Below are 16,418 nucleotides of genomic sequence, written 5' to 3'. Positions count from 1 at the left end.
GGCCGGAAAGGGCGGCCGGAACGCACACACCGACCCAGCGGCTCGCGCTGCGTAGCCGAGCGAACGCGCCGAGCCGCGCCCGGTCCCCCTAGGCCCCCCTAAAACGAACCACTCACGCGACGGAGACAGACGCTTGTCCTATTCAGTCGCATCGGACGTACGTACTCTCGCCCCCATGACCGCCGCCCCGAACGGCCTCGCCGATCGCCGTACTTGGACAGGGCTCCTCGTCCTGCTGCTTCCCACCCTGGTCCTGTCGATGGACATGGGCGTGCTGTTCTTCGCCGTACCGTTCATCAGCAGCGACATCGAACCCAGCGGCACCCAGCAGCTGTGGATCATGGACAGCTATTCGTTCCTGCTGGCCGGGCTGCTGATCCCGATGGGGGCCCTCGGGGACCGCATCGGCCGCCGCCGGCTCCTGCTGTGCGGCGCGGCCGGGTTCGCCGCGGCTTCCCTGCTGGGCGCGTACTCGCACGGGGTCACCCAGCTGATCGCGGCCCGCGCGCTGCTCGGCATCGCCGGCGCCACCCTGATGCCCTCCACGCTCGCGCTGATCCGCAACATGTTCCACGACCCCAGACAACGGCAGACCGCCATCACCGCCTGGACCGCCGCGAGCACCGCCGGAGCCACGCTGGGGCCGGTGGCCGGCGGGCTGCTGCTGAACCACTTCTGGTGGGGTTCGACCTTCCTGCTCTCCATCCCGGTCATGGCGCTGCTGCTGCTCGCGGGCCCGTTCCTGCTCCCCGAGTACCGCGCCCCCCGCGAGGGCGGCTTCGACCTGCCGGGCGCCGGGCTCTCGCTGGCGACGGTCCTGCCGGTCGTCTACGGCGTCAAGACACTGGCCGTCGACGGCTGGAGCCCGGCCCCGGCGCTGATTCTGGCCACCGGCCTGGTGCTGGGCGCACTCTTCGTCCACCGTCAGCGCACCGCCGCACATCCGCTCATCGACCTGGGGCTCTTCCGGATCAGGACCTTCAGCGGTGCGATCACCGTCAACACGGTCGCCATGTTCGCCATGATGGGCTTCACGCTCTTCACCTCGCAGTACCTGCAACTGGTCAAGGGCATGAGCCCGCTCGCGGCCTCGCTCTGGTCGCTGGTGCCCAGCGCCGGGGTGGGGGTGGCGGTCGGCCTGTCCTCGGTGCTCTCCGGCAGGGTCCGCCCCGCCCATCAGATGGCCGGCGGACTGCTGGTGGGCGCGCTCGGCTTCGGACTGATGACCACGGTCGGGCCGAACTCCCCGGTGGCCCTGATGCTCACCGCGGCCGGTGTGCTCTGCGCGGGTACGGTCGGGACCATGACGCTCACCGCGGACCTGGCGATCTCGGCCGCTCCGGCCGAGCGGGCCGGAGCGGCTGCCGCGACCTCGGAAACCGCCACCGAGCTGGGCAGTTCGCTGGGGATCGCCGTGCTCGGCGCGGTCGGCGCGGCGGTCTACCGCTCACAACTGGCCGACTCGATGCCGTCCGGCCTGACGAGCCGGGCGGCGGATGCCGCGCGTGACACCCTCGGCGGCGCGGTCACCGTGGCGGCACGGCTGCCGCATCCGGCTCGGAGCGAACTGGCCGGCGCCTCCCGGGCGGCGTTCGCGGACGGGATGCACCTGGCGGCGGTGGTCGGCCTGGTCTTCATGGTCGGGGCGGCCTCACTGGCGGCCCGCCTGATGCGTCACCTCCCGGCGAGCGCACCGGTCTCGGCTCCGGAGGCCGAGCCGGCGCGGGCCGAAGCGGACTTCCCGTCCGACAGCAACTCGGCGTCCGGCAGCGGGCATTCATCTGATGCCGCGTCCGACGTTGCCGAGCCCGGGGAGGCCACTCCCCTGGCGACCGCTCCCGCACCGGGCCGGGCCGGCGGCCAGAGCTGACGCTCACAACTGGGCCCGCCGGATACGCCCAGGGGAACAGGGCAGGCGCCTGCATCCGTGGCGCGAACGCCGATACGCCTTCCGGTGGAGGGCCTTACCGAACAGGAGGTCACACAGTCCAGCCGAGGAACCAGGGGCTTCCCGCGGTGAGATCCGGGCCACGGCCTGCCCCGCACCACGCGCGGTGAACCGCGCCGGAAATCCGACCGCACCACCGGTGCGGAACTCGCCGAGCAGGAGCCCGCCCCGGACCGGCCCGCTCGCACGGCGAGAGTCGACGTAACGCCACAACGATTGCGACCAACCTTGAGTAATCAACGCAGCAGCGGACCCGCGTCCAGACCACTCGACGCCACCGCTCACACCGACCCCGCCGACTCCCCGCCCTACACCCGTGCCGTGTCCCCCATGGAATGGGTATTCCTGGGAATGAGGCCGGGACACTGCGTCCTCCACGTGGTGGAAGGCGACGGCCACCTGTCGGCCGAGGACCTCACCAAAGCGGTGGCCGTCGCCGCCGCGGCATCCCCCGGGATGCGGCTGATACGCCGGGGCCGCCGCTGGGTGGACAGCGGAACTCCCCCTGCCGTCAAGGTGATTGACGGGCCGTCGGGCGGCCGTGACCACCTCGGCGCGCCCTACCTGCATCATACACTGGACGGCTCGGGTGCCACCTGTGAGGTCGTGCTGGTGCCCGGAACGCCTTCCACCGTGGTCTTCCGCGCCTTCCACGGCGTCACCGACGGGCGCGGCCTGCTGCTCTGGGCCGCGGACGTCTTCCGGGTGCTGCGCGGCGAGGATCCGCTCGGCGCGCCGTCCCGGCTCAACGACGAGGAGCTGATCCGGGGGATCGACCGGCCCGGCGGCCTGCCACCGGCCCTGCCCGCCCCCAAGATGGAGTGGCCGTCGCTGCTCGGCCGCCGCGCCGCGAACTCACCCGGTCTGCTCTGGCGCCGCCGCACGGTGGACGGCCGCCACCCGGCGGCGACGGCCAGGATCGCGGCGGCGCTGGCGCGCACGTACGGCTCCGGGCGCGGACGGTTCTTCGTGCCGGTGGACCTGCGCCGCCATCTCCCGGAGCCGCGCTCCACCGCCTCGCTGGTCCGCGCGCTGCGGCTGGACGTCAACGCCGGTGACGGCTGGCAGGAGGTGCACCAGCGCATACTCGCCGCGCTGGCCGAAGGCGCGGAGCTGGCCCCGCTGTTCGCCGGCTCGACGCTGCGCACGCCGTTGCCGCTGCTGCGGGCCGTCAATGCCGCGATCGACCGCTCCGCGACCCGGAAGAACCGGTACAACAGCCTGGCCTACCTCTCCCACATGGGCAGCGTCGACCTGGCCGACTACTCCGCCGGGGAGTTCTACGCGCGTACGGTCTACTCGCTGGGCACCACCAGCCCCGGCAGCCCGCTGGAGGTCAACCTGGTGGAGACCGGCGCACACACGGAGCTGAGTGTGGCCTGGCACGACGGCCCCGGCATGGCGGAGCGCGCGGATGCCGTGCTGGACACCATCGAGGAGGCGCTGTCCCCCGGGAAGTACCGGCAGTGGGACGGCAACCGCACCCAGCGCCCGCTGCCGTCCGACCGCTCGGTGGTCGAGCTCTTCCGTGCGCAGGCCGAGCGCACCCCGGACCGGATCGCGGTCAGCGGCCCCGAAGGAGACGTGAGCTACGGGGAGTTGAGCCGCCGCGCGGATTCGGTCGCCGCCGAACTGCGCCGTCATGGCGTCGGCCCCGGCAGCGTGGTGGGACTGCTGGCGGGCCGTACGGTGGCCGCGCTGGCCGGGCTGTGGGGTGTGCTCCGGGCCGGTGCGTGTTATCTCCCGCTCGACGTCCGGCACCCGGACGCCCGCCTCGCCGATCTGCTGAACGACGCCGACAGCAGCTTCTGCCTGGTGGAACGGCCCTATGACCAGCGCGAGTGCGTCCAGACGGGCCGCAAGGCGCTGATCCTCGACGACCTCGCGGTGGACGCAGAGGCTCCCGGGCCCCACGAGGACGCCGCCGTCGGCCCCGAGGATCTGGCCTATGTCATCTACACCTCGGGCTCCACCGGCCGCCCGAAGGGCGTGCAGATCGAGCACCGGAACCTGCTCAACTACGTCCACTGGGCGACCCGCGCGTTCGGGGTGGAGGCGGACATCCGGCTGCCGCTGCTGACCTCGCCGTCCTTCGACGTCTCGGGTACGTCGGTCTTCCTGCCGCTGCTGGCCGGCGGTCGCGTGGTGCTGATGCCGGACGACCCCAACCATCTCTCGCTGCGCGAGCTGTTGCAGCACTCGGGAGCCAACGCGCTGAACCTCACCCCGGCCCATCTCGACCTGATCGGGCGGCTCGACGTCTCGCCCACCGGGTACCGCACGGTGGTCGTGGTCGGTGAGCAGCTGCGGGTGGAGGTGGCCGCGCGGGCCCAGGAGATGTTCGGGCCGGACTGCCGGATCGTCAACCTCTACGGCCCGACCGAGGCCACCATCGGGTGCACCGCCCACACCTTCGACCCCGAGGCGGACGGCGCAGGTGCGGTGGTGCCGATCGGGCTTCCCGCGGACAACACCACGGTGTTCCTGCTGGACTCCGAGCGCCGGTTCGTCGCCCCCGGCGAGACGGGCGAGATGTATCTGGGCGGGGCGCAGCTCGCCCGCGGCTATCTGGGCCGCCCCGATCTCGACCGGGAACGTTTCGTCCACTTCGCCGACGGCAGCCGCGTCTACCGCACCGGCGATCTCGCCCGGATCCTGCCGTCGGGCGAGATCGAGTTCGTGGGGCGCGTCGACGACCAGGTCAAGGTGCGCGGCCACCGGGTGGAACCGGCCGAGGTGGCCCAGGCGCTGGAGGACCACCCCGCCGTGGCACGGGCCGTGGTGGTCGCCAGGACCGGACCCGGCCGCCCGGGCAAGGCCCTGTACGGCTACGTACTGACCACCTCACCTGTGACGGAGGCGGAGTTGACGGGGCATCTGACCGGCCTGCTGCCCTCCTACATGGTCCCGGCCGCCACCATGGTGGTGCCGGAACTGCCCTACACGGTGAGCGGCAAGGTGGACGTGAAGGCGCTGCCGGACCCGTCCGAAGGCGAACCGGACGGCGCGGGCGGGCGTGGGACGGGGCCGGCGGCCCCGATGGACCCGGTCGAGGAGGCGGTGGCGGACATCTGGGCGCGCACTCTGGGAGTGGAGCGCTCCCGGCTGGACGCCCAGGCCGACTTCCACCGCTTCGGCGGGGATTCACTCTCGCTGCTCGCCATGGTGGGGGCCGTCTGCCGTGAGGTGCTGGCCCCGGAGCAGGAAGAGGCGTTCATGGCGGAACTGGCCCGGATCGTGGGCGAGCCGACCTTGGAGCGCGTGGCGGGCCTGGCCCGCGAGGTGCTCGGCTGATCCCGTGCGCACCGGCCCTGCCCTGCCCTCGACCCGGCGGGCAGGGCGGAGCGGCCTTTCCGGTGCGGGCCTGTGGGCGAAGGCCGGCATTTGGGCCCCGGCCGGGGTCAGCCCAAGGGCTGGCGGGTACCCGTGGCCGCGGAGAGCCTGATCACGTCAAGGAGGCGGTGCAGCCGCAGACCGGCGGCGAAATCCGGGACGCTGTGCGAGCCGGTACGGAGGTCGTGGGCCAGCCGGGCATACATCTGGGCCACGTTGAAGCCCTCGGCGGCGGGATCGATCCCGGCGGGCCGGCGGAACCGGCTGGGGATGGGCAGTTCCTGACAGGTTCCGCTCGCACCACCCGTTCCCAGCAGGCGCAGTTCGCCCATCTGAATGCCTGCCGGGCCGTGCGCTCCGGTGGAGACGATGGCCAGGTCTCCCTCGGTGCCGGAGATTTCCAGCCGGGTGCGGGCTTCGGCGGGCTTGGCGTCGTGGATGTGGGCCGACACGACGGCACCGCTGGTGAGGGTCGCGTTCAGGAGGAGGTGATCGGGGCTCGTCGCCTCGACCGTGTCACCGGTTCCGGCGATGGTGTGGTGCGTGCGCTGGACGGACAAGGTGGCCGAGAGGTCGCTGATGTCACCGAGTACGTATCGCAGCGCGTCGAGTGTGTGCCCGCCGGCGACCTCGAGGGTCCCGGCGCCGTTGGTGCGATCGAGTGTGTAGGCGCCCCAGGCGGGGATCTGCCCGCCTGGCCCTTTGGCGCGGGCGGCGTACACGGTGGCCGAAGTGACGCGCCCTATACGGCCGTCGGCGATCAGTTCGCGGGCGTAGGCGATCGCCGGGGCATACCGTGCCTGCAACCCGGTCACGTGGTGCACGCCCGCCGCGTCGGCCGACCGCACGAGCGCCTCCGCCTCGTCGGTGGTCCGGGCCAGAGGCCACTCGCAGTAGACGTGTTTGCCGGCCGTCAGCGCCGCCTGGGCCAGTTCGGCGTGGGCGGGCACCTTGACTGTGATGACGACCAGGTCCACTCCGGGGTCCTCGACGAGCTGCCGTGCGTCGGTGAAGGCGTGCGCGGCACCGACCTGCCGCGCTGCGGCGTGGGCGCTCTCGGGGCGGCTGGTACCGACCGCGGTGATGCTGTACTCCGGCGAGGCCGTCAAAGCGGGTATGTGTGCCCGGGCGGCCCAACTCCGCTCGGGGCTCGCCCCGATGATGCCGACCCTGATGCTCTTCCGTTCCATGGCAACAACCCCCAGACGTAAGCGGACAAGCCTTGTCCGCTTGGTGTCCACTCTAGCCAAGCGGACAGATCTGGTCCAGTTATCGCTAGGATCGGCGCATGGACCAACCGCGCAGCACTGTGGACCGCCTGCTCGTCGACGCGTCGGGGCGCCGCCCCCGCGCCGACGCGCGACGCAACGTCGAACGGCTGGTGGAGGCCGCACGCGTCGCGGTCGCCGAGGTCGGCGTCGGTGTGTCCGCGCACGAGATCGCGCGCCGGGCAGGCGTGGGCGTCGGCACCTTCTACCGGCGGATCCCCTCCCTCGAGGTGCTCCTCGGGATGGTGCTCGACGAGGTCCTCGACGAGGTCGCGGACGTGGCCGACCGGGCGCTGGAGGACCCGGACCCCTGGAGCGGACTCTGCGCGTTCGCCGCCGCCTACGTACGCCTTCGGGCCGAGAGCTGCGGCATCAACGAGGCGCTCGGCGGCGCCTGCGGAGACACGCTCGCCCCGCGCCTGGAGGATCTGCGAGGACGGATTCGCCACCTGGTGGAACGCGCCCAGGAGGCCGGCGCGATGCGAACGGACATCGCGTGGCAGGACGTTCCCTTCCTGTTCGCTGCCGCCGCCACCGGCGATCACACATTGGGGCTGCGAGCGAGTGATCAGCAGTGGGAACGCAATCTCCGCGTCATCCTCGACGGGCTGCGCCCGGTCCGCGCGAGTCACCGGGCCCTCCACTGACCCGAGCTCCGCATGGACACACCGTGGAGGCAGGCGGCCCGCCACCTGCTCACCTGCAGCCATGACACCAAAGCGGGCACCCGGGCGGCGCGGAGCCACATCTGAAGAACCCTCACGCGGCGGCCCGGGGGCCTCTTCAGCGCACGGGCCCGCCGCCGGAAGTGAGCGACGCCAGATAGTCGTCGAGGAGCTCGGTCTGCCGGTGGGGTGGGAACTCCGTCGGGTTGAGCAACGCCTGCACCACCAGACCGAGTACGAAGGACTGGGCGCCCGCGGCGATGCGCTCCGGATCTCCGGGCGGCAGTTCGCCGAGTCGCTGCGCCGCGGCGACCAGGTCGCGCAGCTTGGCGCGGCTCTGCGCGTATTTGCGGGCGTAGTCGTCGCTCAGGGCGGGGTCGGCGAGGGCGGTGTCCCAGGAGGACACCCAGATCCGGTTGCTCGCGGTGGCCTCGGCCGTCAGCGGCAGGATGTCGAGCAGGGCGGCCCGCACGGCGGGCAGGCCCTCCCCCGCGGCGCGCCGGGGACGGGCGGCGGTGCGCTCGGCGAGCAGGTCCAGGGCGTACGCGAGAAGGTCGCGCTTGGCGGGGAAGTAGTGGGTGAGCAGGCCGGTGGTGGCGCCGAGTTCGGTGGCGACGGCGCGCAGCGTCAGCCCGCCGAAGCCGTGCGCGGCCAGCACCCTCCACACCGCCTCGGACACGTCTCGGCGACGGGCCTCGTGATCGCCCTTGGTACGTGGCATGCTGCTACGGTACATAACCGTAACGCTTGTTATGTGAATGGGGTCCTCATGTTCTCCCTCCCCCTGCGGGACAACGCCGTCCTCCGCCCGCTCGAGATATGGCATGCCGAGGAATTCGCCGCCCATCTCGACAGGGCCCGCGAGCACATCCGGCCCTGGGTGGGTCCCGCGTTCGTGACCGACGGCCTCGACGGCGCACGGGGCACACTGCGCCGCTACGCCGAGCGCCAGGCCGCGGACGGAGCCCGCCTGTACGGCATCTGGCTCGACGGCACGCTGGTCGGCGGCGTGATGTTCACCGACTTCGACTCCGCCGCCGGCACCTGCGAGGTCGGCTGCTGGCTGGAGCCGGCCGCCGAGGGCCGCGGACTGGTCACCCAGGCGTGCCGCGCCCTGCTGGACTGGGCCTTCACCGACCGCGGCGCACACCGTGCCGAGTGGCACTGCCGCGCCGACAACGACCGGAGCTCCGCGGTCGCCGAACGGCTCGGCATGACGCTCGAAGGCGTGCGCCGCCAGGCATGGCCCTTCGACGGCATCCGCCACGACAAGCGGATCTGGGCGGTCCTCGCCCCCGAATGGCACGCCCACAGCCGGTGAGCGGGCCTGGTGCCGGCGCGCGAGGCGCTCACCGGCACCAGGCCGGAGGGTCCTACTTCCAGGGCTCGCTGAACGACCGGCCGGGGACCGGCTTGGCGATCAGGGCCACGGGGATGAAGAAGCCGACCTGTCCGATGGCGATCATCAGGGTGGCCAGCGCCTTGGCGTCATAGTGCTCGGACGCCTGGGCGTACAGCTCGTCGGAGACCCTCTCTCCGTGCGCGGCGGGCTGGAACACGGCTTCCGCCAGCGCCAGTGCGGCCCGCTCGGCACCGGTGAAATACGGGGCGTCCCACCAGGACGCCACCGCCGTGATCCGCTCCTCGGTCTCCCCCGCCTTGCGCAGGAAACCCGTGTGCAGGACGGTCAGGTAGGTGTTGCCGACGATCTGGCCGGCGCGCAGCTGGACCAGACTGATCGTGGTCCGCGGCACGGACTGGTTGCCGGTGGCCTTGAACAGCGCCGCCGACACCTCGGCCAGCTCCGGGACCAGCTCCACCGGGTCGTCCGCCATCCGCGGCGCCATCGGGATCTCGGCAGTGATCGATCGTGCTTCCATCGCCATCTCCTTAAAGGGTGTTCACATCGCTTTCACTGCCCTGACGGATCACGGCGCGGGAATGTGACCGCGAGCCCGGCTTCCACGAGCACCAGCTCACCAGGCGCATCACACCAAGAAGGGATAAATTGGGCTGAATCCATTGAGGGAGGAGCAGGCATGTCCTCGAAGCGACGGCGTAAGAAGAAGGCCCGCAGCCGTAAGGCCGCCAACCACGGCAAGCGGCCGCAGTGCTGACATGGTCCTGGAGCGATCCAGGACCATCAGCCTCTCAAGCGGCGTGACGGACGCGGAATCGAAGGCCCGCGGTGTCCAGGCGCCCGATCAGGGCGTCGCCCATCGCCATGGCCGTCGTGACCTGTCCCGCGGTGTGCGGCAGGTCGTCCAGGGCGAGGCACAGCGACGCTTCCGCCAGCATCTTCGCCGTCTCGCCATAACCCGGGTCGCCGCCCGAGACCTCGGTGAACACGCGGCGGCCGCCCCCTTCGCCCACGACCCGCACCTGGAACCAGGCGCGGGCCCGCTGCTCGGGGCCCGGGCCCCGGCCCGGTTCGTAGCGGTTCATCAGCCAGGTCCGTACGGGAGGCACCTGCGCGGCGGCGGCCAGCGCGCCCACGCCGACCGGGCCGGCCAGGGCCATCGGCAGTGATTTCACGGACGCGTAGTGGCGGTAGCGGAAGTCCGGGCCGTAGCGGTCGAGTCCGGCGGCGGAGCGGCGTACGACCTGGGGGTCGAGTGTCGGCAGCGGCAGCGCCCACGTGCCCGTCTCCTTGCTGAACCGCGGCACGCCCAGCGGAGCCCGCACGCGGCGCCCGGCCGGGCTCGGTTCGTGCCGGCGCCGTTCCCGGGCCGCGGCCCTCGCCTGGCGGGGGCGCCCGGCGATCGTCAGGGACGTGCTCAACGTCCCGCCGGAGATGAGCCCGGAGGCCCGTACGAACCCGTCGACCGTCAGCGGCACCCCTTCGGGCAGGTGCTGGACGGTGAAGTACACGCAGAGGTCGTGCGGCATCGAGTCGAAGCCGCAGGCGTGCACGAGCCGCGCCCCCGTCTCCCGGGCCCGCGCGTGGTGGCGCGCGTAGGTCAGGTCCACGAACTCCGGCTCGCCGGTGAGGTCGGTGTAGTCGGTGCCGGCCTCCGCGCACGCGGCCACCAGCTCCTGGCCGTACCAGATGTACGGGCCGACGGTCGAGGCGACGACGTGTGCCGACTCGGCCAGCGCGCGCATCGCGCTCCGGTCGCTCGCGTCCGCGGTCACCAGGGCCACCTCGGCGGCCCGCGCCGGGTCGAGCGCGGCGAGCCGGTCACGCAGCCGCTCCAGTTTCCGCCGGTCGCGCCCGGCCAGGGCCCACCGGCAGCCCTGCGGTGCGTGCGCCAGCAGGTATTCGGCTGTGAGTTCCCCCACGAATCCGGTCGCCCCGAAGAGCACGACGTCATAAGGCCGTTGCGGTTCTGCCTGCCTGTTCATGGAGCCTCCGGCTGCTGGGATCGAGTTCGGGTCCGTCCGCCCGCTTGCGAGGAGGACGAGCAGGGTACGCACCGAACGACTGAGCGATCAATCGGAAGGTGAGCATGAGTTTCTTCGTACGTGCCCGGTTCGACGTCCACGACCAGCGGCAGCGCGACTTCGAGGAAGCGGCGCTGGCGCTGCGCGAGCAGGCGGGCGAGGAGCCCGGGACGCTCAACTACCGGTGGTTCTCGGCCGGTGCGGGCAGCTATCTGGTGCTCGAGGAGTACGTCGACTCGTCGGCCGCCATGGCGCACAACGCACGTGGCGCGGACCTGCTGGCACGCATCGGCCAGTGCGCGGAGATGGTGTACGCGGAGTTGTACGGGCCGCTCGGGCCCGAGCTCAGGGAATGGATCGAGGCGCACCCCCAAGCGGTCACCTTCGCGGAATTCCCCGACCACGGCGGCGAAGGCTGAGACACACGCTCCGGCCCGGTCGCGCGCGACCGAAGACCGCCGCCACCACGGACCCGTGCACCCTCGGCCGTCGCCGAGATCAATCCCACATCCCGAGACGGGAAGGGTGCACAGGCCGTCAAATGCGCACATAACACCTTACGTAGCGGCACCGATCCCGCACACCCCGCGGCCGAAAAGGATCGCTGGACACGCCATCTTTCCCCTGCCGCGCGTTCCCGCCCGGCAGGCCCGGAGGCGTCACGCCTTGCGGTGCGGGGGCTCTACCAGCTGTTCGCGGGCAGCAGTAGCGCGGATCCGGCCGTTCGTCCCCTTCGTGGCTGAACGGTGAACTCCGCATGGTGTCAAGGGTTATTGGTCCGCCATGGCCTTGTATGGCCAAATCTCCGTGCGGTACACATGTGGCGCTTGTTACCCGAGAGCCAAGAGAAAGGGAAGTGATGCCAAGCAGTCCCTTGTCGAAATCGCTGCCGGATACGTTGCCCGAGACTTTGCAGGTCCTGCGCTCGCGGACCGTTCTCCGGAACTACGCGTCCGAGCAGCTCGATGACGCGCTCATCGACCAGATGCTGGAGTGCATGCTGGCGGCACCCACCGCCTCCAACAAACAGGCGTGGTCCTTCGTCGTGGTGCGCCGGCCGGAAAGCGTGCGACGCGTCCGGGCGTTCTCCCCGGGAATGATCGGAACCCCGTCGTTCGTCGTTGTCGCCTGCGTCGACCGGCGGATGACGGACGGTCTGACCGGCAAGATCTCCCAGAAGATCTACGAGACCTCCAAGCTCTGCGTGGCCATGGCCGTGGAGAACCTGCTGCTCTCCGCCCACGCCCTGGGCCTGGGCGGCTGCCCGGTGAGCAGCTTCCGTGAGGACGCCCTGCGGGTCCTGCTCGATCTGCCGGAGCCGATCGAGCCCGTCCTGCTGGTGCCCATCGGCCGTCCCGCAGAAGCTCCCACGCCGTCCGACCGTCGCAACAAGAACGAGGTGATCAGCTATGAAGTCTGGGGACACGGCTCTGCCGCATGACCGGCTGCGCGAGGAGATCGCTCTTCTCGCCACTTACCTTCTGAGCAGCGGGAGAGGGCTGCTGGACGAGCCGGCGGACTACGGTCCGTACCGCTGCGCGGATGCCGCTCGCCGGACGCTGGAAATCCTGGAGCGGGCCGGGGCGAGCACGCCCGAGCTCTCCGATGTCCGCGAGCGCCTGGACGGCATCATGTACGCCCCGATGGGTGGCGACCTGAAAATTTCCGAGATTCTCGACGAGCTGTGCCTGAAGATGGCAGGCGCTCTGAAGGACCCCAAGTCCTCCTGAGCGGAGTGGAAGGAGATCCGGCATGCAGCCCAATTCGCTTGCGGAGAACACCCCCCTGGAAATGCACGCGGAACCGCTCAGCGACGGCTGCCAGCGAATCTGGCAGCGCGGGGAGCACGCCCTCATCGGGATAAGCGCGGGAAACAGCTATTTCAACCAGGAGCGCCTCACCGCACTGCTGGAGTGGGCGGGCAATTCCTTCCGCGAGGTCGATGTCGTCTATGTGGACACGCATATAGACACGATGCTCATCGCTGACGGCCGTACTCCGGAAAGCGCCATGAGGTCGGTGAAGGCCACCTTGAAGGACGTGCGCCGCCGAATACGGCGGGCGCTGGAGCGGCTGGGCCCCGAAGCCGCGCGGTTCCGCGTCCGGGCACTGTCCGAGCTCATGGAACTGCCGGTCTACCAGGCCGTACGGAAGCAGACGGACCAGGCCATCGAGGACGATCGGGAGTTCTCCTCGATCTGCGAGGCGATGGTCCAGGAGATCGTCCAGAGCCGGCCCGGTGCGGAGGGCGAGGTCACTCCGGAGCACCTGCGCGCGGGGTTGAGCTATGTCCAGGCCGAGGCCCCGCTGTTCGCCGATTCGCCGAGCATCTTCGAGGTCTCGACCTCGGTGGTCCTCTACCACATGAAGACGCCGATATCCGAATATCTCGCCCAGCAGCCGACGGGATTCCGTGCCGCGCCGGGTCAGGCGTTCGTCGTCGTCAAACCGTCCTCCATGGTGCTTGCCGGGGTGTGAGATCAGGACCGGGCATTCACCCACGGCGACACTGAGGAGAAAGCATGACGCAACAGTACGACGAGGTCGCCAAGCGTTACGACACGACGGAAGACGTCGTCCGGTTCTACCGGGAGCAGGTGGAATACCCGTCGTTCCGGCGTGCCTTGGGGCCGGTGCAGGGTAAGCGGGTGCTGGACCTGGGTTGCGGTGAAGGCACCTACAGCCGCCTGATCAAGCGGCAGGGTGCCTCGGAAGTCATCGGGGTCGACCTGTCCGAAGGCATGGTCGAGCGGGCCCGGGAGATCGAGGCCCGGCAGCCGCTCGGCATCGAGTACCACGTGCACGATGTCGCCACGATGCCCGCGCTGGGCACCTTCGATGTGGTCGCCGCCGCTCATGTCCTGCACTACGCGGACAGCCGCGAGAGCCTGGAGAGCATGAGCGAGCGGCTGTTCGCCCACCTCACCCCGGGCGGGCGGCTGCTCGCCTTCGTGGGCAACGTGCACGCCGGTGAGAGCGCCCAGGAGGCCAGCGGCTTCCTGATCGACCGCCCTGACGAGCCGTGCGAGGGCGACCCCTACACGATGTCGATCCGGACGACTCCGCTCACCTCGTTCACGGTGCACTACTGGCCCAGCGAGACGGTCGCGAGGGTGCTCGAAGCCACGGGTTTCACCGCCGTCACGTGGGAGCCCATGGAGGCTTCGCCCGGTGCCGATGACCCGGAGCGCGCCCGGCGTTGCACCAAGAACCCCGTCAACCTTCTCCTGAGCGCTCGCAAGGCGTAGCCGAAGGAAGACCGGACACGCTTGGCGCTCGCCGCTGTCAGGAGACACCGGCAACGTCGTACCCCGGAACCGCGCGGCCACTGCGGACCCCCACGCCTCCACCGTGGGGAACGCCTGGCCGGCGCGGTTCCGGCGTGTCCGGATCCGGGCTGACGGCCCCTCAAGGAGGGCCGTTCACCGGGCTTCCCTGGTACGTCCGAGCGCGGCGCGCGTCCGGGCGACGGCGAGGACGGCGACCGCCGTCGTGGCCAGGGCGGCGCTGACCCAGGCGGCGCCCCGGTAGTCACCCGCCGCCCCGGTCACAGTGCCGGCGAGCAGTGGTCCCAGGAACGCGCCGACGTTCAGCGCGACCGTGGCGAACGAGCCGCTGAGCGCCGGGGCGCGGGTCGCGACGTGCATGACGTGGGTGGCGAGTGCCGAACCGATACCGAACGACAGGCCGCCCTGGACGACCGTCACGACGAACAGCGCGACCGCATGGGTGCTGGTCGCGGCCAGCACCGCCCATCCGGTGGCCAAGGCGCACAGAGCGAGCGTCACTCCCCGCCCCAGCCGCCCGCCACCGGTACGGCCCGCCAGGGTGACTCCGGCGAACGCGCCCGCGCCGAACACGGCCAGGAGCCCGGGCACCGCGTCACCGGGCAGGTGGGTGACGTCCGTGGCGATGACGGCGAGGTAGGCGAAGGTGGCGAAGGTCGCGCCGTTGACCACGGCGGCGAGCACCAGCGTCAACCACACGGTCCGCGACCTCAACGCACGGGCTTCCTGCCTGACCGGGACGTCGGGAAGGCCGGCCGTGCCGGCAGGTGCCGACCGGAACACCCATACCAGCGCGGGCAGACACAGGGCGGCGACAGCCGCGAACACCGCGCGCCAGCCGGACCGGTCGCCGAGCAGCGCACCGGCGGGTACGCCGACGACACACGACAGCGTCACCCCGGACAGCAGGACCGCCGTGGCCCTGGCCCGTGCCGCCGGGCCCGCCAGGGCCACGGCGACGGACATGGCCACCGCGAGGAAACCGGCGTTGACGACCGCGGCCACGACCCGCGTGCCGAACAGCAGCCGGAAATCCGTCGCGGTCGCGCCGACGGCATGCACGACGACGAACGCGGCCAGGAAACCCGCCAGCGCCCGCCGGCGTGACCACCGCGCGCTCAGCGCCGCCATGACCGGCGCACCGATGATCATCCCGATGGCATACGCGGACGTCAGGCTCGCCGCGGCTCCCATCGACACGGACAGGTCGCGGGCGATGTCCGGAGCGAGGCCGGACAGCATGAACTCGGAGGTGCCTTGCGCGAAGACGGCAAGGCCGAGGACGTAGATGAACAGAGGCAAGAGGTCGACTCCAGCGATCAGACGCGCGAACAGGAGCATCCGTGCGCCGGGCATCGGACTGTGTCGCCCGTGACCGGGACGAGAGCCCGAAGAGGACCGGACACACGGATCGTGTCCGGCCACCGGAAGCGGGGCCGACCGAGGGAACCGAGTGGTTGTCGGTCAGGCGCCGGACCGCCGCCGAGTGACCGGCGGCTCCGTTCTGTCTGATTCGGGGTTCGTCACCCGAGGCAGGTTAGCCATCGCCTCGCCGGTCATCAACCGGAATATCTCCGCGGATGTCATCCCTGGGTGGCCAGGCGCTCGCGCCACCAGTCCACCGTCGCCTCGATCTGTTCGTCGACAGGGGTGGCCCGTACCGCGAACTCGGCCTCGTAGGCGTGGGAATCGACGACGAACGGGCGGTCGAACTGATAGCGGATCTCCTTCAGTTCGCGCAGCAGCGGCGAGAAGAGCGACGCGAGACCCAGCACAGCCGGCGGCAGTGCGCGCACCGCGACCGGGCCCGTACCCGACCTGGCGGCGAGGCGGCCGGCCATCTCGCGGGTGGACAGCGCGGGTTGCGTGGGGACGTGCCAGGCCCGGCCCCAGGCGCGCTCCTCGCCCGCGATCTCGACCAGGGCCCTGGCCACATCGGGGAGGTAGGTCCAGCTGTGCGGGGCGTCCGGGTTCCCGAGGGTGGAGACGGGCTTGCCGCGCAGCAGGCGGGGCATGACCCGTGCGGCCAGGTGTCCGCCATCGGTCACGCCGGGCCCGAAGAAGTCCGAGGCGCGCACCTCGACCGCCCTGATGCGGCCCTGCTCGTGCAGTCTCCGCGCCTGCTCCCATACGGCGGCGCGCACCTTTCCCTTGGGGCCGGTGGCGGCGAGCGGCAGTTCCTCGGTCATGGGGCCGTCCACCGGGCCGTATCCGTAGAGGTTGCCGAGCATGACCAGGACGGCTCCCGTGGCCTCGGCCGCCGCGCAGAGCGACGAGGCCAGGGACGGCCACTCGCTCGTCCAGCGGTGGTAGGGCGGCGCGGCGCAGCTGTGGATCGCGGTCGCGCCCCGCGACACCTCGATCAGTCGCTCGCTGTCCGACGCGTCCAGCGCGACGTGCTCGATACCGGGCTCCGGGCTCCGGCCCGACTTGGTGACGACCCGTACGGCATGCCCCTGCTCGGCCAGCAGCCGAGCGGTGGCCGCACCCGCGGGCCCGAATCCTATGACGACGTTGAGACTCACGCCCGCAC

15 protein-coding genes are annotated in these 16,418 nt (G+C 71.1%); 9 read left to right on the top strand and 6 right to left on the bottom strand.

The genetic code is table 11. The features are described from left to right. Positions 1-175 precede the first annotated feature (175 nt). Both ACFY1P_RS31255 and ACFY1P_RS31250 read left to right on the top strand, forming a co-directional pair. Complete coding sequence (locus ACFY1P_RS31255; protein WP_390752521.1) at positions 176-1,870, top strand: MFS transporter; 1,695 nt, start codon at positions 176-178, stop codon at positions 1,868-1,870. A gap of 408 nt (positions 1,871-2,278) precedes the next feature. Then, the gene (locus ACFY1P_RS31250; protein ID WP_390752520.1) at positions 2,279-5,242 is read left to right on the top strand and encodes an amino acid adenylation domain-containing protein; all 2,964 of its coding nucleotides are present in this window, start codon (positions 2,279-2,281) and stop codon (positions 5,240-5,242) included. Positions 5,243-5,349: 107 nt separating this feature from the next. Here ACFY1P_RS31250 and ACFY1P_RS31245 read toward each other — a convergent pair whose 3' ends face one another. After that, positions 5,350-6,471 (bottom strand): Gfo/Idh/MocA family protein, encoded by a 1,122-nt coding sequence (locus ACFY1P_RS31245; protein WP_390752519.1) that lies wholly within the window; start codon positions 6,469-6,471, stop codon positions 5,350-5,352. Between the two features lie 98 nt (positions 6,472-6,569). On the opposite strand from ACFY1P_RS31245, the gene ACFY1P_RS31240 reads away from it, so the two are divergent. Then, on the top strand, positions 6,570-7,196 hold the full coding sequence (locus ACFY1P_RS31240) for a TetR/AcrR family transcriptional regulator (RefSeq protein WP_361521434.1): 627 nt from the start codon (positions 6,570-6,572) through the stop codon (positions 7,194-7,196). A 136-nt stretch (positions 7,197-7,332) separates the two neighbouring features. Here the strand turns inward: ACFY1P_RS31240 and ACFY1P_RS31235 are convergent, their stop codons facing one another. After that, the gene (locus ACFY1P_RS31235; RefSeq protein WP_390752518.1) at positions 7,333-7,935 is read right to left on the bottom strand and encodes a TetR/AcrR family transcriptional regulator; all 603 of its coding nucleotides are present in this window, start codon (positions 7,933-7,935) and stop codon (positions 7,333-7,335) included. Positions 7,936-7,983: 48 nt separating this feature from the next. On the opposite strand from ACFY1P_RS31235, the gene ACFY1P_RS31230 reads away from it, so the two are divergent. Continuing rightward, positions 7,984-8,535 (top strand): GNAT family protein, encoded by a 552-nt coding sequence (locus tag ACFY1P_RS31230; RefSeq protein ID WP_361521440.1) that lies wholly within the window; start codon positions 7,984-7,986, stop codon positions 8,533-8,535. Positions 8,536-8,587: 52 nt separating this feature from the next. Here the strand turns inward: ACFY1P_RS31230 and ACFY1P_RS31225 are convergent, their stop codons facing one another. Continuing rightward, positions 8,588-9,094 carry a carboxymuconolactone decarboxylase family protein gene (locus ACFY1P_RS31225; protein ID WP_361521442.1) on the bottom strand — a complete coding sequence of 169 codons (507 nt, stop codon included), beginning with the start codon at positions 9,092-9,094 and terminating at the stop codon, positions 8,588-8,590. Between the two features lie 271 nt (positions 9,095-9,365). Further along, positions 9,366-10,559, bottom strand: coding sequence for a saccharopine dehydrogenase family protein (locus ACFY1P_RS31220; protein ID WP_390752517.1), 1,194 nt, complete (start codon positions 10,557-10,559; stop codon positions 9,366-9,368). Between the two features lie 104 nt (positions 10,560-10,663). On the opposite strand from ACFY1P_RS31220, the gene ACFY1P_RS31215 reads away from it, so the two are divergent. From ACFY1P_RS31215 to ACFY1P_RS31195, 5 genes are all read left to right on the top strand, one after another. Continuing rightward, the gene (locus ACFY1P_RS31215) at positions 10,664-11,017 is read left to right on the top strand and encodes a putative quinol monooxygenase (RefSeq protein ID WP_390752516.1); all 354 of its coding nucleotides are present in this window, start codon (positions 10,664-10,666) and stop codon (positions 11,015-11,017) included. 479 nt (positions 11,018-11,496) lie between these two features. Further along, positions 11,497-12,039, top strand: coding sequence for a nitroreductase family protein (locus tag ACFY1P_RS31210; protein WP_361521451.1), 543 nt, complete (start codon positions 11,497-11,499; stop codon positions 12,037-12,039). Beyond that, positions 12,008-12,328: a DUF6092 family protein gene (locus ACFY1P_RS31205; protein WP_361521454.1), complete on the top strand. Its 321-nt coding sequence runs from the start codon at positions 12,008-12,010 to the stop codon at positions 12,326-12,328. Before ACFY1P_RS31210 ends, ACFY1P_RS31205 begins: the two co-directional genes overlap by 32 nt. A 22-nt stretch (positions 12,329-12,350) precedes the next feature. Further along, on the top strand, positions 12,351-13,076 hold the full coding sequence (locus ACFY1P_RS31200) for a tRNA-dependent cyclodipeptide synthase (RefSeq protein ID WP_361521457.1): 726 nt from the start codon (positions 12,351-12,353) through the stop codon (positions 13,074-13,076). A 44-nt stretch (positions 13,077-13,120) separates the two neighbouring features. Next, a complete protein-coding gene (locus ACFY1P_RS31195; RefSeq protein ID WP_361521460.1) occupies positions 13,121-13,846 on the top strand; it encodes a methyltransferase domain-containing protein in 726 nt (241 codons plus the stop codon). Between the two features lie 174 nt (positions 13,847-14,020). Here ACFY1P_RS31195 and ACFY1P_RS31190 read toward each other — a convergent pair whose 3' ends face one another. Next, positions 14,021-15,187 carry a Cmx/CmrA family chloramphenicol efflux MFS transporter gene (locus tag ACFY1P_RS31190; protein WP_361521463.1) on the bottom strand — a complete coding sequence of 389 codons (1,167 nt, stop codon included), beginning with the start codon at positions 15,185-15,187 and terminating at the stop codon, positions 14,021-14,023. Positions 15,188-15,468: 281 nt separating this feature from the next. Beyond that, a complete protein-coding gene (locus tag ACFY1P_RS31185) occupies positions 15,469-16,410 on the bottom strand; it encodes an NAD-dependent epimerase/dehydratase family protein (protein WP_390752515.1) in 942 nt (313 codons plus the stop codon). Positions 16,411-16,418: the final 8 nt, after the last annotated feature.

The organism is Streptomyces sp. NPDC001407 (assembly GCF_042895325.1).
In the GTDB taxonomy this organism is placed as follows: Bacteria; Actinomycetota; Actinomycetes; order Streptomycetales; family Streptomycetaceae; genus Streptomyces.
This window is presented reverse-complemented; position numbering and strand designations above follow the sequence as displayed.

Coding starts and splice junctions, on each gene's coding strand:
- ACFY1P_RS31215 (WP_390752516.1), top strand. CDS start 10,664: ATGAGTTTCTTCGTACGTGCCCGGTTCGACGTCCACGACCAGCGGCAG.
- ACFY1P_RS31255 (WP_390752521.1), top strand. CDS start 176: ATGACCGCCGCCCCGAACGGCCTCGCCGATCGCCGTACTTGGACAGGG.
- ACFY1P_RS31195 (WP_361521460.1), top strand. CDS start 13,121: ATGACGCAACAGTACGACGAGGTCGCCAAGCGTTACGACACGACGGAA.
- ACFY1P_RS31250 (WP_390752520.1), top strand. CDS start 2,279: ATGGAATGGGTATTCCTGGGAATGAGGCCGGGACACTGCGTCCTCCAC.
- ACFY1P_RS31220 (WP_390752517.1), bottom strand. CDS start 10,559: ATGAACAGGCAGGCAGAACCGCAACGGCCTTATGACGTCGTGCTCTTC.
- ACFY1P_RS31245 (WP_390752519.1), bottom strand. CDS start 6,471: ATGGAACGGAAGAGCATCAGGGTCGGCATCATCGGGGCGAGCCCCGAG.
- ACFY1P_RS31200 (WP_361521457.1), top strand. CDS start 12,351: ATGCAGCCCAATTCGCTTGCGGAGAACACCCCCCTGGAAATGCACGCG.
- ACFY1P_RS31205 (WP_361521454.1), top strand. CDS start 12,008: ATGAAGTCTGGGGACACGGCTCTGCCGCATGACCGGCTGCGCGAGGAG.
- ACFY1P_RS31225 (WP_361521442.1), bottom strand. CDS start 9,094: ATGGAAGCACGATCGATCACTGCCGAGATCCCGATGGCGCCGCGGATG.
- ACFY1P_RS31235 (WP_390752518.1), bottom strand. CDS start 7,935: ATGCCACGTACCAAGGGCGATCACGAGGCCCGTCGCCGAGACGTGTCC.
- ACFY1P_RS31240 (WP_361521434.1), top strand. CDS start 6,570: ATGGACCAACCGCGCAGCACTGTGGACCGCCTGCTCGTCGACGCGTCG.
- ACFY1P_RS31230 (WP_361521440.1), top strand. CDS start 7,984: ATGTTCTCCCTCCCCCTGCGGGACAACGCCGTCCTCCGCCCGCTCGAG.